Source organism: Rhodoferax sp. LS1P39, from assembly GCF_056521425.1.
On record NZ_JBWMAV010000009.1, the window covers coordinates 40,912 to 59,748 of the forward strand.

20 protein-coding genes are annotated in these 18,837 nt (G+C 62.9%); 15 read left to right on the forward strand and 5 right to left on the reverse strand.

The genetic code is table 11. From position 1 onward, the window contains the following. Positions 1-355: 355 nt before the first annotated feature. Positions 356-2,218: a phosphoenolpyruvate carboxykinase (GTP) gene (locus AC097O_RS15115; protein WP_479593615.1), complete on the forward strand. Its 1,863-nt coding sequence runs from the start codon at positions 356-358 to the stop codon at positions 2,216-2,218. 93 nt (positions 2,219-2,311) lie between these two features. Here the strand turns inward: AC097O_RS15115 and AC097O_RS15120 are convergent, their stop codons facing one another. Beyond that, on the reverse strand, positions 2,312-2,863 hold the full coding sequence (locus AC097O_RS15120; RefSeq protein WP_479593617.1) for a hypothetical protein: 552 nt from the start codon (positions 2,861-2,863) through the stop codon (positions 2,312-2,314). 407 nt (positions 2,864-3,270) lie between these two features. On the opposite strand from AC097O_RS15120, the gene AC097O_RS15125 reads away from it, so the two are divergent. After that, positions 3,271-4,233 (forward strand): LysR family transcriptional regulator, encoded by a 963-nt coding sequence (locus AC097O_RS15125; RefSeq protein WP_479593619.1) that lies wholly within the window; start codon positions 3,271-3,273, stop codon positions 4,231-4,233. Here the strand turns inward: AC097O_RS15125 and AC097O_RS15130 are convergent. Further along, positions 4,230-4,412, reverse strand: a complete 183-nt coding sequence (locus tag AC097O_RS15130) for a hypothetical protein (RefSeq protein WP_479593621.1) — start codon at positions 4,410-4,412, stop codon at positions 4,230-4,232. The genes AC097O_RS15125 and AC097O_RS15130 overlap by 4 nt on opposite strands. A 140-nt stretch (positions 4,413-4,552) precedes the next feature. Here AC097O_RS15130 and AC097O_RS15135 point away from each other — a divergent pair, with 140 nt between their 5' ends. Together AC097O_RS15135 and AC097O_RS15140 are read left to right on the forward strand one after the other, a co-directional pair. Continuing rightward, positions 4,553-5,419, forward strand: coding sequence for a metallophosphoesterase (locus AC097O_RS15135; RefSeq protein ID WP_479593623.1), 867 nt, complete (start codon positions 4,553-4,555; stop codon positions 5,417-5,419). A 152-nt stretch (positions 5,420-5,571) separates the two neighbouring features. Then, positions 5,572-7,227 (forward strand): glycoside hydrolase family 13 protein, encoded by a 1,656-nt coding sequence (locus AC097O_RS15140; protein WP_479593625.1) that lies wholly within the window; start codon positions 5,572-5,574, stop codon positions 7,225-7,227. 40 nt (positions 7,228-7,267) lie between these two features. On the opposite strand, the gene AC097O_RS15145 is transcribed toward AC097O_RS15140, so the two are convergent. Next, positions 7,268-7,894 carry a TetR/AcrR family transcriptional regulator gene (locus tag AC097O_RS15145; protein ID WP_479593627.1) on the reverse strand — a complete coding sequence of 209 codons (627 nt, stop codon included), beginning with the start codon at positions 7,892-7,894 and terminating at the stop codon, positions 7,268-7,270. A 308-nt stretch (positions 7,895-8,202) separates the two neighbouring features. On the opposite strand from AC097O_RS15145, the gene AC097O_RS15150 reads away from it, so the two are divergent. From AC097O_RS15150 to AC097O_RS15160, 3 genes are all read left to right on the forward strand, one after another. After that, positions 8,203-8,517, forward strand: a complete 315-nt coding sequence (locus AC097O_RS15150; protein WP_479593630.1) for a hypothetical protein — start codon at positions 8,203-8,205, stop codon at positions 8,515-8,517. Positions 8,518-8,759: 242 nt separating this feature from the next. Beyond that, positions 8,760-9,062, forward strand: a complete 303-nt coding sequence (locus tag AC097O_RS15155; protein ID WP_479593633.1) for a hypothetical protein — start codon at positions 8,760-8,762, stop codon at positions 9,060-9,062. Positions 9,063-9,076: 14 nt separating this feature from the next. Further along, a complete protein-coding gene (locus tag AC097O_RS15160; protein WP_479593635.1) occupies positions 9,077-9,769 on the forward strand; it encodes a flagellar basal body L-ring protein FlgH in 693 nt (230 codons plus the stop codon). 6 nt (positions 9,770-9,775) lie between these two features. On the opposite strand, the gene AC097O_RS15165 is transcribed toward AC097O_RS15160, so the two are convergent. Together AC097O_RS15165 and AC097O_RS15170 are read right to left on the reverse strand one after the other, a co-directional pair. Next, on the reverse strand, positions 9,776-10,687 hold the full coding sequence (locus AC097O_RS15165) for a LysR family transcriptional regulator ArgP (RefSeq protein ID WP_479593637.1): 912 nt from the start codon (positions 10,685-10,687) through the stop codon (positions 9,776-9,778). 9 nt (positions 10,688-10,696) lie between these two features. Beyond that, complete coding sequence (locus AC097O_RS15170) at positions 10,697-12,019, reverse strand: D-amino acid dehydrogenase (protein WP_479593868.1); 1,323 nt, start codon at positions 12,017-12,019, stop codon at positions 10,697-10,699. Between the two features lie 185 nt (positions 12,020-12,204). Between AC097O_RS15170 and murU the strand changes: the two genes are divergently transcribed. The 8 genes from murU (at position 12,205) to AC097O_RS15210 (ending at position 18,798) form a co-directional block, all read left to right on the forward strand. After that, positions 12,205-12,915 (forward strand): N-acetylmuramate alpha-1-phosphate uridylyltransferase MurU, encoded by a 711-nt coding sequence (murU, locus tag AC097O_RS15175; protein WP_479593639.1) that lies wholly within the window; start codon positions 12,205-12,207, stop codon positions 12,913-12,915. Then, a complete protein-coding gene (locus AC097O_RS15180) occupies positions 12,912-14,297 on the forward strand; it encodes an aminopeptidase P N-terminal domain-containing protein (RefSeq protein WP_479593642.1) in 1,386 nt (461 codons plus the stop codon). Before murU ends, AC097O_RS15180 begins: the two co-directional genes overlap by 4 nt. Before the next feature lie 301 nt (positions 14,298-14,598). Continuing rightward, positions 14,599-14,835, forward strand: coding sequence for a hypothetical protein (locus AC097O_RS15185; RefSeq protein ID WP_295952514.1), 237 nt, complete (start codon positions 14,599-14,601; stop codon positions 14,833-14,835). A gap of 43 nt (positions 14,836-14,878) precedes the next feature. After that, entirely contained in the window at positions 14,879-15,130 is a 252-nt protein-coding gene (gene infA, locus AC097O_RS15190) for a translation initiation factor IF-1 (RefSeq protein WP_092757223.1), read from the forward strand. 120 nt (positions 15,131-15,250) lie between these two features. Beyond that, on the forward strand, positions 15,251-17,584 hold the full coding sequence (locus AC097O_RS15195) for an NADP-dependent malic enzyme (protein ID WP_479593645.1): 2,334 nt from the start codon (positions 15,251-15,253) through the stop codon (positions 17,582-17,584). 156 nt (positions 17,585-17,740) lie between these two features. Then, positions 17,741-18,145 carry a guanyl-specific ribonuclease gene (locus AC097O_RS15200; protein ID WP_479593647.1) on the forward strand — a complete coding sequence of 135 codons (405 nt, stop codon included), beginning with the start codon at positions 17,741-17,743 and terminating at the stop codon, positions 18,143-18,145. 75 nt (positions 18,146-18,220) lie between these two features. Continuing rightward, positions 18,221-18,616, forward strand: coding sequence for a barstar family protein (locus AC097O_RS15205; RefSeq protein WP_479593649.1), 396 nt, complete (start codon positions 18,221-18,223; stop codon positions 18,614-18,616). Beyond that, entirely contained in the window at positions 18,595-18,798 is a 204-nt protein-coding gene (locus AC097O_RS15210; protein WP_315190412.1) for a hypothetical protein, read from the forward strand. Before AC097O_RS15205 ends, AC097O_RS15210 begins: the two co-directional genes overlap by 22 nt. Positions 18,799-18,837: the final 39 nt, after the last annotated feature.

Genomic DNA, 18,837 nt, shown 5'->3' on the forward strand with positions numbered 1-18,837 from the left:
GCACCACGCCCCTGCCAGGGCGGGTGCCCAGGTTTTGTGCAACGCAGAACCGGTTTAACTCCCCATTCCCCGTCTTCATTTCGCGCAAGCTATGTTTTCAATAGCTGGTTACGCCCTGCCCATGGGCGGTAGCACGCTATTTTTCTTGATTTTTCGCATTGAGTGGCTTGCATAACCTCATGCAACGTTTGCATATCATTTGCATGTAATCGCTCTGTAACCGGTCTGCGCATCTCTAGAATCGGCATCCCAGCCTCCCGAGGTTGCAAAGCCGTTTTCTGAAAAGGCCGCTCGCAGTGCCCCGCGCACGAAGCCCTCTTTTGAAAAGACGATTTTTCAACTTAGGAGCTTCCCGATGAACGCACGCACTTTGCATGGCCTGGCCACCACCGCGCCCGCCTATGTCAAAAACACCCGGCTGCTGGCCTGGGTGGCCGACATGGCCGCACTCACCCAGCCCGATGCCATCTACTGGTGTGATGGCAGCCAGGACGAATACGCCCAGCTGTGCCAGCAACTGGTGGCGGCAGGCACGTTCAAGCAGCTCAACCCGGCCAAGCGCCCCAACTCTTTCCTGGCCTGCAGCGACCCGAGCGATGTGGCCCGCGTGGAAGACCGCACCTATATCTGTTCCGACAAAAAAGAAGACGCAGGCCCCACCAACAACTGGATGGAGCCCGCCGAGATGCGCGCCACCCTGAACCCGCTGTTCGCCGGTTGCATGCGCGGGCGCACCATGTACGTGGTGCCGTTCAGCATGGGCCCGCTGGGTTCGCCGATCGCCCACATCGGCGTTGAGCTGTCCGACAGCCCGTACGTAGCCGTCAACATGCGCACCATGACCCGCATGGGCCGGGCCGTGGTCGAGCTGCTGGACGTGGACGGTGCCTTCGTGCCCTGCGTGCATACCGTGGGCGCGCCGCTGGCAGCGGGCCAGGCCGACGTGAAATGGCCGTGCAACAAGACCAAGTACATCGTGCACTTCCCCAAGACCCGCGAAATCTGGTCCTACGGCTCGGGCTACGGCGGTAACGCGCTGCTGGGCAAGAAGTGCTTTGCGCTGCGCATCGCCTCCAACATGGGCCGCGACGAGGGCTGGCTGGCCGAGCACATGCTGATTCTGGGTGTGACCAACCCGCAAGGCAAAAAATACCACGTGGCCGCCGCCTTCCCCAGCGCCTGTGGCAAGACCAATTTCTCCATGCTGGTGCCGCCCGCAGGCTTCCACGGCTGGAAGGTCACCACCATTGGTGATGACATCGCCTGGATCAAGCCCGGTGCCGATGGCCGCCTGTACGCCATCAACCCCGAAGCCGGCTACTTCGGCGTGGCCCCCGGCACCAACTACCACACCAACCCCAACTGCATGGCCAGCCTGGACAAGGACGTGATCTTCACCAACGTCGCCCTGACCGACGACGGCGACGTGTGGTGGGAAGGCATGGAAAAAGACACCGGCAAGCTGCCCGACCACCTGATCGACTGGCAGGGCAACGACTGGACCCCGGCCATCGCCAAAGCCACCGGTGCCAAAGCCGCGCACCCCAACTCGCGCTTCACCGTGGCCGCCACCAACAACCCGGCGCTGGACGATGCCTGGGACGATGCCGCTGGTGTGCCCATCGACGCGTTCATCTTCGGTGGCCGCCGCTCCACCACCGTGCCCCTGGTCACCGAAGCCCGCAACTGGACCGAAGGCGTGTACATGGCCGCCACCATGGGCTCTGAAACCACCGCCGCCGCGGCAGGCCAGATGGGCGTGGTGCGCCGCGACCCGTTCGCCATGCTGCCCTTCATGGGCTACAACATGAGCGACTACTTCCAGCACTGGCTGAACATGGGCGAGAAAATGGCCCATTCGGGCACCCGCCCGCCCGCCATCTTCTGCACCAACTGGTTCCGCAAGGGCGCAGACGGCCAATTCGTCTGGCCCGGCTACGGCGAAAACATGCGCGTGCTGAAGTGGATGATCGACCGCCTGGAAGGCGAAGCGGCTGGCCAGGAAAACATCTTCGGCATCAGCCCCACCTACGGCGAGCTGAACTGGACCGGGCTGGACTTCACGCGCGCGCAGTTCGACACCGTCACCCACATCGACAGCGCCGCCTGGCGCCAAGAGCTGGTGCTGCACACCGAACTGTTCACCCAGTTGGCCCACCACCTGCCCCAGGCTTTGGTGGATACCAAGAACGCCCTCGAAAAGCGCCTGGCGGCATAAACCAGCGCACGTAAAGAAAAAGCCCCGGTTGTCGCAAGACAGCCGGGGCTTTTTGCATGGGCCCACCTGGAGCCCGATGCAACAGAGGATGGATTAACGGTAGGCGTTGGTGCGGTAGCTGGCGGCGTTGTAGGCCTTGGCATCCAATTGGTCAAACGCCTGGGCAATCGCACGGCCCCAGCGGTTGGAGCGGGGCTGCTCAGCCACGGCAGTGGCTACAACCTCGGCCTGGTCAGCACGGCCCATGGCGACTTGCAGATCGGCCATGATGCGCGGGTCGCTCAGGGCCGTGGCCCACAGGCGCTTGTCGGCACGGGCACGGGCTTCGCGCAGCGACCAGGCATCGAGTGCCTTGACGACGCGGCCAGCCAGGTTGCGGGCGCTGCCTGCAAACAAGGCCATGGCGGCAAAGCCGACGGCCCAGACGATGACCCAGGCCATCAGCAGGTGGCCTTCGGCCCAGCTGTCGACCAATTGGTCGGCTGCGACCACCAGGGCGGATACCACGGCGGCCAACAGCACGGCTGCCAGGCTACGGGACGAGTCAAAATTCTGGTACAGCCCCCGTGCGGCTGCGGCGACCGATTCAGCGCGGACGACGCCGGGGTGCTCGGAGGGGAAGCTAGGGTTGATAAAGCTGGTCATGGTGTGTTCCTTTCACAAAGCGTTTTGGGCTGGATCGCCTTGAACGCAAACGAATCTTAGGGTTTGCACTAGTATTTTCTAAATTTATCTTTGTGATGATCTGCATTCACTAGCGTGATGAATGGGGTAGGGCAGGGCCTTGGAATAGCACGACCGTGCAGCCTTCAAAAAGCTATTCTTTGCCTGGAAAAAAGCACTGAATCAGGCCGTATCGCCCTATCTATAAGCACAAGCAGCTATTTAAAATATAGCGGAACTAATTGGCAAATTAGCTAAACCGATTTGATCAATTCAGACATCGGGTTTACCCTAGATTGGCACCCTTAACCCGGTTTAGAGTGCACGCCCTATGTTTCTTTTTAGCAACATTCTGGTTTTAATTCGGTAAAACACTTGCCCGCCCTGCCATGAACCCACCCAATTTCCGCACTTTTGACCTGAATCTGCTGCGCGTGTTTGACGAAGTCATGGCCGAACGCAGCCTGACCCGGGCCGCGCACAACCTGTCGCTCACCCAGCCCGCCGTCAGCAACGCCTTGCGCCGCCTGCGCGACAGCCTGGGCGACGAGCTGGTGCGTCGCAATGGGACCACCATGGAGCCCACACCGCGCGCGCTGGCGCTGTGGCCCACGGTGCGCGAGTCGCTACGGCAGCTGCAGGGCTCGCTGGCCCCCAGCGCCTTTGCCCCGGCCGAGGCCGACGACAGCTTTGTGCTGGCCATGGCCGATGCCACCGCCGCCCAGCTGCTGCCGGGCCTGATGCACCTGCTGGAAACCGAAGCCCCCAGCGTATCGCTGCACGTGCTGCCGCTGGCCTCGCGCGACCCGCGCAAGCTGCTGGAAGACGAAACTTTGGATTTGGCGGTGGGCTTTTTCCCCGCCGTGCTGGCCGATCTGGCTGCCCGCGCCCAGGTGGGCAAGGGCATACCGTATGCGCACTTGCGCCTGTACGACGGCCACTATGTATGCGTGATGCGGCGCGGCCATCCGCTGGCCGAGGGCACGCTGACGCTGGACCAGTTTTGTGCGGCGCGGCACCTGCTGGTCAGCTATTCAGGACGTTCATTTGGGTTTATCGACGAGGCGCTGGCCCTGATCCAGCGCAAACGCCAGGTGGCCTTGACCGTGAACCAGTTTTTTACCGCGGGCCATATCGCCACCCAGACCGATCTGCTGACCGTCCTGCCGCAGCACTTTGCCCAGACCATCGGCAGCACCCATGCGCTGGAGCAGCGCCCGCTGCCGTTCGAGGTGCCTGCGGTGCATGTCGATGCGCTGTGGCACCGCCGCATGGAATCCAGCCCGGCCCACCTGTGGCTCAGGCAGGCCGTGGCGCGCGTGGCCGTGAAGGCCTATGCGCCAGGGAATTAGCGAACGGTGCTGAGAGCCGCCATAGCAGCAGACCGCAGCTCGGCAGCATGGCGGGGATCGCGACCGGCATTTGCACCGGCAGATTCCATCAAACCCTGGGCAAAGCTGGCCTTCTCAGCCACGGGCGCGGCAGGTTGGGCCTTGTAGAACAGGATATATTGGGTCAACAAAGAAAACATGGTGGCACCACCGTTTGCACGGTGAAAAGTTGCAATAGGGTTAGCTTAAGGGTTTTCCCTAGGTATTCAAGCCCATAACCATGCACGTGCTGCATAAAGTCGTGCATTCCTGCCCAAAATGGGGCGTTTTACAGTTCACCATGCGCATCCAACTCCTGTCTGACCTGCATCTGGAAGTGCATCCGCACTTTGTGCCCACCCCCGCGCCCGGTGCCGATGTGCTGGTGCTGGCGGGCGATATCGGCTCCTACCAGGCCGGTTCGCAACTCACCGATGCCGACTTTGGCCTGGCCCGCTTCTCGCCCCTGCCGCCCTCCGCCGGTGGTGCGGGCTGGCCCACGCCGGTGCTGTTTGTGCCCGGCAACCACGAGTACGACGGGCAAGACTTCGAAGAAGCCGATGCCCGCCTGCGCGCCACCTGCGAACGCCTGGGCCTCATCTGGCTGGAGCGCGAGGTGGTAGAACTGCAGGGCACGCGCTTCATAGGCACCACGCTGTGGAGCGACTTTGATGCCCTCGGCCCACCCGCCAACGACACGGCTGCCACCCTGGGCCAACAACTCAAGGCGCGCGACAAGGCCTTTCGCGCCGCCAACTACTACTTGAAGAAGAACAGCGCCACCCGCCAAGGCCAGCCCATGTTGGCCGACGGTATCCGCGAACAGGCCCTGGTGTGCCAGCAGTGGCTACGCAACGCCCTGGCCGTGCCGTTTGGCGGCAACACCGTGGTGGTCACCCACTTCGCACCCAGCCTGCACAGCGCCGACCCGCGCTATGGCCGTACCCCCGGCACCGCCGGTTTCTGCAACGCGCTGGACGAGCTGCTGCCCCACGCCCAGCTGTGGCTGCACGGCCACCTGCACGCCCCCAGCGACTACACCCACCAGGGCTGCCGGGTAGTGGCCAACCCGTTGGGCTATGCGCGCAAGAACGAGCAGCTGGGGTTTCTGGCGGGCCAGTGCATTACGCTGGCCGATACCCGAAATTTAAGCAAAATCGGCCTCTAGCGCTTATTTTGTAAGCACAAGCAGCTATCAAATCAGGACCAACCCCGGTGTTTGCGCTGGATCAAATTCAGCGCGCTGTAACCGCCCTGTACCCACGGGCAGGTGGCAGAATTTGAAGCAATCGCTTACTTTTGCACAACAGGAGCCCGCCCATGTCACCCCCCCGTACCCCCTATCCCTGGTGGCGCAGCGCCGTGGTCTACCAGGTCTATCCGCGCAGCTTTGCCGATGGCAATGGCGACGGGATTGGCGATATTGCGGGGCTGCGCGCGCGCCTGCCCTACCTGGCGGACCTGGGCATCGACGCGGTGTGGATCAACCCCTGGTACCCCTCGCCCATGAAAGACGCGGGCTACGACGTGGCCGACTACCGCGACATCGAGCCGCTGTTTGGCACCCTGGCCGAGGCCGAGGCCCTGCTGCAGGAAGCCCACGCGCTGGGGCTGCGGGTGCTGCTGGACATCGTGCCCAACCACTGCTCCGACCAGCATGTGTGGTTCCAGCAGGCCCTGAAGGCCGCACCCGGCTCGCCCGAGCGCGACCGCTTCATCTTCCGCCCCGGCAAAGGTGTGAATGGCGACACCCCGCCCAACGACTGGATCAGCGAATTCGGCGGCCCGGCCTGGACCCGCACCACCGGCCCCGACGGCCAGCCCGGCGACTGGTATCTGCGCATCTTTGCCCCCGAGCAGCCCGACTTCAACTGGGAGAACCCGGAAGTGCTGGCCGAGTTTGAAAAGACACTGCGCTTCTGGTTCGACCGCGGCGTGGACGGCTTCCGCATCGACGTGGCGCATGGCCTGGTGAAAGCCCCCTGCCTGCCGGACGTAGGCCCGCGCAGCCTGCCCGCCCACGAAGACGCCAACCACCCGCACTGGGACCTGCCCGGTGTGCACGCCATCTACCAGGCCTGGCGCAAGGTGGCCGACAGCTACGACGACCCGCGCATTTTTGTGGCCGAGGCCTGGGTGCACCCCGGCGACCGGCTGGCGCGCTATGTGCGCAGCGACGAACTGCACACCGCCTTCAATTTCGACTACCTGGTGGCCCCGTGGCGCGCCGAGCAGCTGCGGGCCAGCATTGTGGGCACGCTGGCGGCCCATGCCGAAGTCGGCGCGCCACCGACCTGGGTGCTGAGCAACCACGACGTGGCCCGCGAGGTGTCGCGCTACGCCCGGCCCCAAACCGCGGCCCCGCTGCGCTGGCTGGACGACCTGCTGGCCCAGCCCGCCGACTTTGCCCTGGGCCTGCAGCGCGCGCGCGCCGCCGCCCTGCTGATGCTTGCGCTGCCCGGCGGGGCCTATATTTACCAGGGTGAAGAGCTCGGCCTGCCCGAGGTAGAAGATCTGCCCGATGCCGTGCTGCAAGACCCGATGTTCGAACAAACAGGCCGCAAAAGCCGGGGCCGCGACGGCTGCCGCGTGCCGATTCCGTGGGAGGGTGCGCAGCCGCATTTCGGCTTCAGCCCGCCCACCAGCGTGCCGCCCTGGCTGCCCCAGCCCGCAAACTGGGCGGCCTTGAGCGTGTCGGCGCAAAGCAAGGTCGAGGGCTCCACGCTGGACCTGTACCGCAAGGCCCTGCAACTGCGCCGCAGCGACATCGGCCTGGGCGGCTACGGCCTGCAGTGGCTGCCGTCCCCCGAGGGGGCGCTGGTGTTCACCCGCGGCTCGGGCTTTGTCTGCATGGTGAATGTGTCGGCCGAGCCGCTGGCGCTGCCTGCGGGCTCCAAGCTGCTGCTGGGCAGTGGCCCGCTAGACGCGCAAGGCCGGGTGCCTGCCGATACGGCGGTTTGGTTGCAGACCTTTTAAGCTACTTTATTCATAGCTACTCGTGCTTATGGAATAAGCGCTAGCGGGCATTTAAGCCCTCAAAGCAGGTGCCCAGCACCCAGTCGATCACCTGGGCATCGCTGTACTGGCCGCTGGCCTGCAAGAAGCCCAGCACCGGGTCGCAGGCGCGGGCAAACAGGGTGTAGAGCACGGCAATCGCCGGGATCTGCGGGTTGATCTGCCCGGCTTTTTGCGCGGCCTGGATCCAGCCACCCAATTGGTCGCTCACGCCCACCAGTGCGTCCAAATAGGCACCGTTGCCCATCAGGTTGGCCCGCAGGGTGGAGTTCTGGCTGGGCAGCGAGGGCATTTCGCCTGCCAGTTGCACCTCCATCGCCCAGCGCACCATGGCTTTGAGGTTGTCCAGCGGCGGGGCCTCGGCGGGCAGGGTGTCGAGGTAGGCCTGGGTGCGGTGCAGCACACGCACCATGGCGGCAGCAGCCAGGTCTTCCTTGCTGGGAAAGTGCTTGTACAGGCTGGCCTTGGCAATGCCCACGCCCTGCGCCACCTCGTCCACCGTCATGGCCTCGAAGCCCTTTTCGGCCAGCAGGCGGTTGACGGTCTGCACGATGGCTTCCTCGCGCGCGGCCAGCATCTGCTGCTTGAACGAGACCTTGGGGGCTTTGGCGGGGAGGGCGGATTTCATGCCCCGGATTCTAGCCCCCATCGTTTTACAAAAACAGTACCCGACCATTTTGTTACCAGTAAGTCACAAAATGTAGGCCAGGTATGCCCCACGCACCGCACGCCTGCACCGGCTTATTTATCGTACGCGATATATTTATCGAATATGGATAAAACCGGTAGTTTATATGTTGATATATATCTGCGGTGTAGCACCCGGTTTAGCAATGTCAAGCATTGTAAACAGGCAGGTATTCAGGTGGTTTATTCAAAATAAAACATTTTCTTACATGGCAGAATTAATCCATCCACCATACCGAAAGGCGTTTTATGAAAATCAGCAATACCCACTCCGCCGCATTGGCAGCCCAGCAGGCCGCCGCAGCAACCAAAAAAGCCACGGTGGGCAGCTTTGAGAAAAATGCCCAAGAGTTTGGGCCGGTGGCTGCCACGGTGATGGGATTGGCCAGTGGCGTGGGCCAGGTGGTGGACGAGGTGGAGAGTGAGATCAAAGAAGCCGCCACACATACCGTGGCATTGGCCAACAGCGTCGCCAGCGGTGTGGGCACGGCGGCCTCGGCAGCAGCCCGCTACGCATCCACCGGGGTGTCTGCCGCCGTGCAGGCCATTAATGCCTTGGTATGAAAATACGCCATTTGAAAATAACGCTGGCAATTACCATGCTGTGCACCCTACAAACAGCTTGCTCCATATTTTCGCCGGTGCCGGTATTGGAGCTGGTAAAAGCCTCGGGTATTGCCGCCAGCACCGTGATTGCGGTGGGGCCGAGTAAGGCGCGCGATACGGTCTACCATATCCACCCGACGTTAAATAAAGTCTGTATTGCATTGAACCCTGATTCGCAGGCCGGTGAATTACTGCCCGCCATGCAATCAGAATTGCGGCTGCACCAGATCGAAAGCCGTATTTTCGAGCCCGGCACCGGTTTGAATGCCTGCGATGTGTGGCTGCATTATGTGGCGGGGATTGAATGGGCCATTCCGCCCTTCACCAGCGAATACAAAACCTACCTCACCACCGCCACCCTGACCCTGCGCACCGCCAGCGGCCAGGTGTTGTCGCGCAGTAGCTACGCGCTGGACCCGGTGTACGGCATGGGCAAGTGGTCGTCGACCCGCAGCAAGATCGCCCCGGTGGTGACCGCCATCGTCACGGGTTTTGAAAACTGAATATGAAAGTCCCTATGGCTTCCACCCTGCTACGTTACCTCCCCCTGCTGCTGCTGGCCTTGCTGGCGGCTTGCGCCAGCGACAGCATCATCCCGCCACCGGTGCGCGCCAACCCGCTGCCCCCGCCCACCGACATCGAGCCCGTGGCCACCGGCGCGATCTTCCGGCAGAACATGACCACCGGCTCGCTGTTTTCCGACCGCCGCAAGCCACGCAAGATCGGCGATGCTTTAAAGGTAGATATCGCAGAGAGCATGAATGCCAGCAGCGTGACCAATAGCGACCTTAGCCGCGCCAGCACCCTGGCCTCCAAAGGGCCGGGCTCGGAGTCCAACTCGCTGGGCAGCATTTTGAAAGGCATCATGAACGTGGATGCCAGCGCCTCGGGCAGCGACACCTACAAGGGCAAGGGCAGCACCGACAGCAGCAACAAATTCCAGGGCCGCCTGGCGGCATCGGTGATCAACGTGCTGTCTAACGGCTACCTGGTGGTGGCGGGCGAGCGCAGCATTGCCTTCAACAACGGCATCAGCACCCTGCGCTTCTCGGGCGTGGTGAACCCGATCGACATCACCTCGGGCAATGTAGTGGCCTCGGGCGACGTGGTGGACGCGCGGCTGGAGCTGGTGGGCAAGGGCGATGTGAACGACACGGCATCCCGCTCGTGGATACAGCGCATCCTGGCCAAGAGCCTGAGCTTTTGGTGATCGGCGCTATTCGCTCAGCGCGGCCATGGCCGCCTGGGTCAGGGCGGCGCTCAGGGTGTCCAGCACCTCGGACTGCAGGTTCCAGCAGTGCCAGAACAGCTGGATGTGCAGGGCCTGGCTGGGGGCCAGGTGCACCAGGGCACCGCTGTCGATCAGGCTGCGGGCCAGCAGCTCGGGCACCACGCTGACCCCCCACCCGGCCAGCACGGCGCGCACCTGGCCTTCGGAGCTGGGCACAAACAGCTGGCGCAGCGACACCCGCTTCAGCCCAAAGGCCTGGCTGACGAACTCGCGCTGCATGTCGTCCTTGCGGTTGAAGGCCACGAACGGCACGCTGCGAAAGTTGTGCGCCGTCAGGCCCTGGGGCAGGTGCTGGCGGGCATAGGCGGCCTGGGCCACGGCCACGTAGCGCATGGCACCCAGCGGCACCACCTTGCAGCCGCGCAGGGCCTGCTTCAGCGTGGTGACGCAGCCCATCACCTGGCCTTCGCGCAGCCATTCCTGGGTGAAGTCCTGGTCGTCGGTAATGATTTCCAGCGGCAGGCCCTGGGCCACCACGGCCTGCAGCGCGCCCATGGCCCAGGTGGCGATGCTGTCGGCGTTGATGGCAATCGACACCCGTTCTTCGTCGCGTGCACCGCCCATGGCGCTGGGGGCCAGCTCCTGCATGTCGCGCTCCAGGTCGGCGCGCAGCAGGCGCAGCTGCTTGGTGTGCTTGATCAGCAAATGCCCCGCCGCCGTGGGCTTGAGCGGGCGGCTGCGCACCACCAGCACCGTGCCCGCCTGCGCCTCCAGCGAGCGCAGCCGCTGCGACACCGCCGACTGGGTGATGTTGAGCCGCTGCGCGGCCCTCTCGAAACCGCCCTCTTCTACGATGGCGGCCAGGCATTCGAGGGCGTCGGGATCAAAGGTGCTCATAACCGGAATTTACCCGGTGTTCTTCAATCCGCTAAATCCGTTGCCATAACGGGCCAAAGTCAGGCCTTCCATGCTGATCTCGGGCGTGCGGTTGGACAGCACGTCAGCCATCACCCGGCCCGTGCCCGCAGCCATGGTCCAGCCCAGGGTGCCGTGGCCGGTAGACAAGTGCAGGTTGGGGTAGGGCGTGCCGCCCAGCACGGGCGTGCCGTCGGGGGTCATGGGGCGCAGGCCGGTCCAGAAAGTGGCTTTGGAGGTGTCGCCGCCCTGGGGGAACAGGTCGGTGACCACGTGGTTCAGGGTGTTGCGGCGTTCCTCGTGCAACTCCAGGCTGTAGCCTGCCAGCTCGGCCGTGCCGCCCACGCGGATGCGGTCGCCCAGGCGGGTAACGGCCACCTTGTGGGTTTCGTCCATCACGGTGGATTCGGGCGCACCGGCGGGGTTGGTGATGGGCACGGTGATCGAATAGCCCTTGACCGGGTACACCGGCAGGTTAAAGCCCAGCGGTTTGAGCAGGATGGGCGAATAGCTGCCCAGCGCGACCAGGTAGGACTCGGCGGTGAGCAGGCCCGCGCTGGTGTGCACACCGGTGATTTGCTTGCCGTTGGCCGCGATACGGTCGATCTGCACGCCGTAGCGAAACTCCACGCCCAGGGCCTCGGCCATTTTCGCCAGGGCGTTGGTGAACTTGAAGCAGTCGCCGGTTTCATCGCCCGGCAGGCGCAGCGCGCCCACAAATTTTTCTTTCACCAGCGCCAATGCGGGCTCGTACTGCAGGTAGGCCTCGCGGTCCAGCAGCTGGAACGGCACTTTGTACTGCTTGAGAATCTCGATGTCTTTGGCCGTACCGTCGAGCTGCTTCTGGGTGCGGAACAGCTGCAGCGTGCCCTGGCTGCGGTCGTCGTATGCGATGCCGGTGTCGGCGCGCAGCTGCACCAGGCAGTCGCGGCTGTACTCGGCCAGCCGCACCATGCGGCCCTTGTTGGTCTGGTAGCGCGCCTCGGTGCAGTTGCGCAGCATCTGCGCGCCCCAGCGCCACATGGCGGGGTCGAGCAGCGGGCGGATCACCAGCGGGCTGTGGTGCATCATCATCCACTGGATGGCCTTGAGCGGCACGCCCGGCCCGGCCCAGGGTGATGAGTAGCCCGGCGACACCTCGCCCGCATTGCCAAAGCTGGTTTCCAGCGCGGGGCCGCTCTGGCGGTCGATCACCGTCACCTGGTGGCCCGCCTTGGCCAGGTAATACGCCGTGCAGGTGCCAATCACCCCGCTGCCCAAGATCAATACTTTCATGCGCCACTCCCTGACTTCAAAGCCATAACAGTCCGCAATATAAGTTGCCCTAATTTATTAAGCCATGGGTTATTAGAAAATCTAATTCAGAATTAGGGTGGGTTGTGCGGTGAAAGCAAAAAACTTCAAGCCGAATTGGCTTCTTGCGCCTATTCCATGGGCACAACACGCTATTTATTTAATAGCGAATCATGCCGATACGGCTCCGCCCGATAATCCAACACATGCCCGTCGATTTCCCCATCTCCCACGCACTGATCCTCGCCGCCGGACGCGGCGAGCGCATGCGCCCGCTGACCGACCACACGCCCAAGCCGCTGCTGCCGGTCCAAGGCAAACCGCTGATCGTCTGGCACCTGGAAGCCCTGGCCGCGGCCAGGGTGCGCCACATCGTCATCAACACCGCCTGGCTGGAAGAAAAAATCCCCGCCGCCCTGGGCGACGGCTCCCGCTGGGGCCTGCAGATCACCTATTCGATGGAAGGCCGCGACCACGGCGGCGCGCTGGAAACCGCAGGCGGCATCAAAAAAGCCCTGCCGCTGCTGGGCGACGCTTTCTGGGTGGTAGCAGGCGACATCTACGCGCCCACCTTTGCCTTCGATGCCAGCGCCGCCGCCGACTTTGCCCGCAGCGATGCCCTGGCGCACCTGTGGATGGTGCCGAATCCGCCCTACCACCCGCAGGGCGACTTCGGCATTGCGGCCAACGGCCTGGGGCTGGACGGCCCCGGCCCGGACGGCCAGCGCCTCACCTACAGCAGCCTGGCCCTGGTGCGCGCCGAGCTGTGCCGCCATGTGCCCCTGGGCGAAAAGGCGGCGTTGGGCCCGCTACTGTTTGACGGCATCCGCCAGCAACGCATCACCGCATCCCGATTTGACGGCCCCTGGCACAACGTGGGCACCCCCGAACAACTTGCCGAACTCAATACACCATGACCACTTCCATCTACGCCCAGCGCCGCGCCCAACTCGCCCAGAAGATCGGCCCTGGCGGCATCGCCATCGTGCCCACCGCGCCCGAGCAGCAGCGCAACCGCGACAGCGACTTTCTGTTCCGCGCCGACAGCTACTTCTACTACCTGACCGGCTTCACCGAGCCCAACGCCTGGCTGGTGGTGACCGGCGAAGGCCAGTCCACGCTGTTTTGCGCGCCCAAGGACCTGGAGCGCGAGATCTGGGACGGTTTTAGGCTCGGCCCTGACGCAGCGCCCGCTGCGCTTGCGCTAGATGCTGCGTATTCCGTAGCAGACCTGGACACCCAACTGCCCCGCCTGCTGGAAAACCGCAGCGCTGTCTGGACCCCATTCGCCACCCACAAAGGGCTGGAGGGCCGGGTCGATGGCTGGCTGAACAAGGTACGCGCCCGCGTGCGTTTTGGTGCGCTGTGCCCCGACACCCAACGCGACCTGTGCAGCGTGCTGGACGAAATGCGCCTGTTCAAAGATGCCTCCGAGCAAGACACCATGCGCCGCGCCGCGCAGATCAGCGCCGGGGCCCACATCCGCGCCATGCAGCTCTCCGCCCGCATGCTGCGCAACGGCGAAGAGGTGTGCGAGTACCACCTGGATGCCGAGCTGCTGCACGAATTCCGCCGCCACGGCTCGCAGTACCCGGCCTACGGCAGCATCGTGGCCGCCGGGGCCAATGCCTGCGTGCTGCACTACCGCGCCGACAAAGCCCCGGTGCGCGATGGTGAGTTGGTGCTAATCGACGCGGGCTGCGAGCTCGACGGCTATGCCAGCGACATCACCCGCACCTTCCCGGCCAACGGCAAGTTCAGCGGCCCGCAGCGCACCCTGTACGAGCTGGTGCTGGCCAGCCAGGTCGCCGCCATCGCCGCCACGAAACCCGGCGCGCGCTTCACCGACCCGCACGAGGCCACCGTCAAGGTACTCGCGCAGGGCATGCTGGACGTGGGCCTGCTGGACAAGAACAAGGTGGGCACGGTGGACGACGTGATCGCCAGCCGCGCCTACTTTGCCTACTACATGCACCGCACCGGCCACTGGCTGGGCATGGACGTGCACGACTGCGGCAGCTACGTGGAGCAGGCGGAGGTTGGTGCCGACAGCCAGCGCAAGGACCCGCTGAGCGGCGAAACCATCACCAACCGCCCCAGCCGCATCCTGCAGCCGGGCATGGTGCTGACCATCGAGCCCGGCATCTACCTGCGCCCCGGCCCGGACGTGCCCGAGGCCTTCCACAACATCGGCATCCGCATCGAAGACGATGCCATCGTGACCGCCAGCGGCTGCGAGCTGATCAGCCGGGGCGTGCCGGTCGACCCGGATGAAATCGAAGCGCTGATGCGGGATTGAACGGCTTTTACCGGCCTGGGCTATAATGCAGGGTTGGCTAGATCAGTTTCGCCATGAAACTTGTGCGGTGTATCCCAACACACCGCACCACTGGCCTTACCCAAGTACCCCGAGTTTGCCTGCACCTTTGTCACGCTGTGCGGGCCAGAGATTCAAAGTACTTGGCCGCAGATACCCCACACCGGGTGCTGCGCACGACCTGCCTCCTGTGCAATTTCATCGGAAGTGCGTCATAAAAATAACGCAGTGTGACAACACGCATTTTGGCCCCCCCATAAGTAAGGGAGCCTGGTTTCCCATCATGAACAAAAACAACAATTCCATTGCCGCTGGCAAATATCTCTTGTCTCCGCTGACCCGTGAATGTGCCGATGGCCGCTTTGGTGCCTCGGTTTCTATCCAAAATGGCTCGCATGACCGCGTGATGCGTTTCATCGGTCTGTTCGACGATGCCGCAACCGCGACACAATACGCGGTTGAGCAAGGTTTGCAGTGGGTGCGCGCGCGCCACTCCAACCCGAGCGCCGCACACGCCTAAAAGTTATTTATTTTCATACCGTCTACTCTCAAGGAATTTACGAATGGCAAAAGAAGAACTGATCGAAATGAAGGGCCTTGTGTCCGAAGTGCTGCCCGACTCGCGCTTTCGCGTGACGCTGGAAAACGGCCACGTGCTGATCGCCTACACCGCAGGCAAGATGCGCAAGAACCACATCCGCATTCTGGCGGGTGACCATGTGTCGCTGGAACTGTCGCCCTACGACCTGTCCAAAGGCCGCATCACCTTCCGCCACATCGCAGGCCGCGCACCCACGTCCACCCGTTTCGCGTAATTGGCGCGTAAGCAAAACCCCCTACGAAAATAGCCCGCGGGCGGACCCTACAATCGCAGTCCCTTTGACACAGTGACTGCCCGGCGCATTTCGGTCGGCGGCCATGGCAGGAGACGCCAGATGAGCAACCCTACGGCTAACACCGACGAAAAACGCGCCGAACTGCGCCAAGCTGCCCTCGAATACCACGAGTTCCCCACGCCCGGCAAAGTTGCCATTGCGGCGACCAAACAGCTGGTCAACCAGCACGACCTCGCCCTGGCTTACTCGCCCGGTGTGGCCGCGCCGTGCGAAGAAATCGTCAAAGACCCGAACAACGCCTTCAAATACACCAGCCGGGGCAACCTGGTCGCGGTGATCACCAACGGCACGGCCGTGCTGGGCCTGGGCGACATCGGCCCGCTGGCCTCCAAGCCGGTGATGGAAGGCAAGGGCGTGCTGTTCAAGAAGTTTGCAGGCATCGACGTGTTCGACCTGGAAATCGACGAAAAGCACGACCTCGACAAGCTGGTAGACATCATCGCCTCGCTGGAGCCCACCTTCGGCGGCATCAACCTCGAAGACATCAAGGCCCCCGACTGCTTCTACGTTGAGCGCAAGCTGCGCGAACGCATGAAGATCCCGGTTTTCCACGACGACCAGCACGGTACGGCGATCTGTGTGGGCGCGGCGATTTTGAACGGCCTGAAGGTCGTCGGCAAAGACCCGAAAAACGTCAAGCTGGTCACCTCCGGCGCGGGCGCAGCCGCCCTGGCCTGCCTGGGCCTGCTGGTCAAGCTGGGCATTCCGCGCGAAAACATCTATGTCACCGACCTGGCCGGTGTGGTCTATGAAGGCCGTACCGAGCTGATGGACGAAGACAAGATCGTCTACGCCCAAAACACCACCGCCCGCACCCTGGGCCAGATCATCGAAGGCGCGGACGTGTTCCTGGGCCTGTCGGCGGGCGGCGTACTGAAAAAAGAGATGGTGGCCAAGATGGCCGCCAGCCCGCTGATCCTGGCGCTGGCCAACCCAAACCCCGAGATCTCGCCGGAAGACGTGAAGTCCGTGCGCAGCGATGCCATCATCGCCACCGGCCGCACCGACTACCCGAACCAGGTCAACAACGTCTTGTGCTTCCCCTACATCTTCCGCGGTGCGCTGGATGCGGGTGCGTCCACCATCACGCTGGAGATGGAAATCGCCGCCGTCCACGCGATCGCCGAGCTGGCCCAGGCCGAGCAGAGCGAAGTGGTCGCCGCCGCCTACGCCGGTGAGCAACTGGCGTTTGGCCCCGAATACATCATCCCCAAGCCGTTCGATCCGCGCCTGATGATGAAGATCGCCCCGGCCGTGGCCCAGGCCGCCGCCGACAGCGGTGTGGCCCTGCGCCCCATCACCGACATGGATGCCTACCGCACCCGCCTGCAAAACTTCGTCTATGCCTCCGGCACGACGATGAAGCCCATCTACGATGCCGCCAAAAACGCCGTCAAAAAGCGCGTTTGCTACGCCGAAGGCGAAGAAGAACGCGTGCTGCGCGCCACCCAGATCGTGGTGGACGAAGGCCTGGCACGTCCCACCCTGATTGGCCGCCCCGCCGTCATCGCCGAGCGCATCCAGAAATTTGGCCTGCGCCTGCGCGAAGAGCTGGACTATGACGTGGTCAACGTCGAGCAAGACCACCGCTACCGCGATTTCTGGCAGACCTACCACCGCATGACCGAGCGCAAGGGTGTCACGGCGCAAATGGCCAAGATCGAAATGCGCCGCCGTTTGACGCTGATTGGCGGCATGTTGCTGCACAAAGGCGAAGTAGACGGCATGATCTGCGGCACCTGGGGCCACACCGCCATCCATTTGCATTACATCGACCAGGTCATCGGCAAGCGCGAAGGCGGCTGCGCCAGCACCCCGCAAGATGTCCCGGTGTACGCCTGCATGAACGGCCTGCTGCTGCCGGGTCGGCAGGTGTTTCTGGTCGATACCCACGTCAACTACGACCCCACGGCCGAAGAATTGACCGAAATCACCGTCATGGCGGCCGAAGAAATGATGCGCTTCGGCCTCAAACCCAAGGCGGCGTTGCTATCGCACAGCAACTACGGCCAAAGCAACCAGCCCAGCGCCGTCAAAATGCGCCGCGTACTGGAACTGCTGCAAACCGAAGCGCCCTGGCTCGAAGTGGACGGCGAAATGCACGGCGATACGGCCCTGGACGGAGCCGCCCGCGCGGTCACCATGCCCAATAGCCCGCTGGTGGGCGATGCCAATCTGCTGGTCTTCCCCAATATCGATGCCGCCAACATTGCGTACAACCTGCTGAAAACGGCTGCTGGCGGCAATATTGCGATTGGCCCGGTGCTGTTGGGCGCTGCAAAACCTGTACACATTCTGACAGCCAGCGCCACCGTGCGAAGAATTGTAAACATGACAGCCTTGACGGTTGCCGATGCCAACGTGGTGCGATAACACCGAATTCGCCAGCAAGTGCTCACTTAGTGGGCATTAATGCCCCAGGGGCTGCCCAAATTTTGGGCAGCCCCTTGCTTTTTTGGGGCACATACGGCACACTAGCGCCTTGAAATTACCGGGTTAACCCGAGGTTCCCCAAAGGTGCATTCCCCCATGGTCCAAGCGATGAGAAACACAGCCCGCAAGCATATTTGCGCTGTGGCGGTGTTGGTTGGATCGGTTCTATGCACCACATTGGGGTATGCCAAGGCACCCAATCCCGTCGGCGGTCTGGAAACCATCCAGCTCGCCCAGCTTCCCCCTCAAGGCCGTGTGACCTACCAGCTGATCCAGCAAGGTGGGCCATTTCCTTTTGACAAGGACGGTACGGTGTTTGGGAACCGTGAACGAATTTTGCCATTACACCAACGCGGGTATTACCGCGAATACACCGTGAAAACGGCAGGTGCTGGCAACCGAGGGGCCAAACGCATTGTGTGCGGTGGTCCGCCTAGAGCACCTGATGCTTGTTTTTATACCAGCGACCACTACGCGAGTTTTCGCCAAATCGTCAAATAGCCGTGTGGATGCTGGTTCCACAGAATTTTGAAGCCGGGGTACATGAAGATGAATGAAAAGAAAGCGGAGACGGATATGCCTCTTCGCAACGTAAGAAGCAACATCGTGCAGTCGATACGCGCCTTCCGCGTGCAAGACCTGCAAGACGCGGCTGTGGGCCTGGGCCAGCATTTCCTGTATGCCAATCTGGCCAATGCCCAGAGCAAACAGGATGTGCTGGACATGATCGCCCAGCAGTTCACCTTTCCGACCCATTTCGGCAAGAACTTTGACGCGCTGTACGACTGCATGACAGACCCATTGCACAAATCGGGCCCACAGCCTGGTTTTGTGGTGGTGCTGGAGCAAATACCTGCGCATGCCAAGTTTGACAAGGAAGCCCGCGAGCAATTGCTGGACATCTTCCGCGAAGCCGCTGACTACTGGGGGGACCGGAAGATTCCGTTCCGATGCTTCTATTCTTTTCTGTAGCCCGTTCTGCACACACCAGCCAAGCAGAACGGGCGAATGAGGCAGGCAGCGATGCCGTCTCAGGCATAGAGTTGACCGAATCCGGCGAAAAAATGCCCACCGATAAATTGGTGGACGTTTCTCCTTTCGCGCTGCGCATGAGCAGCCCGTTCAACGCCGGTTACTGGCTCGCAGCGGCGTAACTGGGCACACCCCCAGGCTACAGCGCAAGCGCTTTTCGC

Coding starts and splice junctions, on each gene's coding strand:
- AC097O_RS15180 (WP_479593642.1), top strand. CDS start 12,912: ATGACCACTTCCATCTACGCCCAGCGCCGCGCCCAACTCGCCCAGAAG.
- AC097O_RS15145 (WP_479593627.1), bottom strand. CDS start 7,894: ATGAAATCCGCCCTCCCCGCCAAAGCCCCCAAGGTCTCGTTCAAGCAG.
- murU (WP_479593639.1), top strand. CDS start 12,205: ATGCCCGTCGATTTCCCCATCTCCCACGCACTGATCCTCGCCGCCGGA.
- AC097O_RS15155 (WP_479593633.1), top strand. CDS start 8,760: ATGCAATCAGAATTGCGGCTGCACCAGATCGAAAGCCGTATTTTCGAG.
- AC097O_RS15205 (WP_479593649.1), top strand. CDS start 18,221: ATGCCTCTTCGCAACGTAAGAAGCAACATCGTGCAGTCGATACGCGCC.
- AC097O_RS15195 (WP_479593645.1), top strand. CDS start 15,251: ATGAGCAACCCTACGGCTAACACCGACGAAAAACGCGCCGAACTGCGC.
- AC097O_RS15120 (WP_479593617.1), bottom strand. CDS start 2,863: ATGACCAGCTTTATCAACCCTAGCTTCCCCTCCGAGCACCCCGGCGTC.
- AC097O_RS15150 (WP_479593630.1), top strand. CDS start 8,203: ATGAAAATCAGCAATACCCACTCCGCCGCATTGGCAGCCCAGCAGGCC.
- AC097O_RS15125 (WP_479593619.1), top strand. CDS start 3,271: ATGAACCCACCCAATTTCCGCACTTTTGACCTGAATCTGCTGCGCGTG.
- AC097O_RS15185 (WP_295952514.1), top strand. CDS start 14,599: ATGAACAAAAACAACAATTCCATTGCCGCTGGCAAATATCTCTTGTCT.
- AC097O_RS15130 (WP_479593621.1), bottom strand. CDS start 4,412: ATGTTTTCTTTGTTGACCCAATATATCCTGTTCTACAAGGCCCAACCT.
- AC097O_RS15135 (WP_479593623.1), top strand. CDS start 4,553: ATGCGCATCCAACTCCTGTCTGACCTGCATCTGGAAGTGCATCCGCAC.
- AC097O_RS15200 (WP_479593647.1), top strand. CDS start 17,741: ATGGTCCAAGCGATGAGAAACACAGCCCGCAAGCATATTTGCGCTGTG.
- AC097O_RS15165 (WP_479593637.1), bottom strand. CDS start 10,687: ATGAGCACCTTTGATCCCGACGCCCTCGAATGCCTGGCCGCCATCGTA.
- infA (WP_092757223.1), top strand. CDS start 14,879: ATGGCAAAAGAAGAACTGATCGAAATGAAGGGCCTTGTGTCCGAAGTG.
- AC097O_RS15140 (WP_479593625.1), top strand. CDS start 5,572: ATGTCACCCCCCCGTACCCCCTATCCCTGGTGGCGCAGCGCCGTGGTC.
- AC097O_RS15210 (WP_315190412.1), top strand. CDS start 18,595: ATGCTTCTATTCTTTTCTGTAGCCCGTTCTGCACACACCAGCCAAGCA.
- AC097O_RS15160 (WP_479593635.1), top strand. CDS start 9,077: ATGGCTTCCACCCTGCTACGTTACCTCCCCCTGCTGCTGCTGGCCTTG.
- AC097O_RS15115 (WP_479593615.1), top strand. CDS start 356: ATGAACGCACGCACTTTGCATGGCCTGGCCACCACCGCGCCCGCCTAT.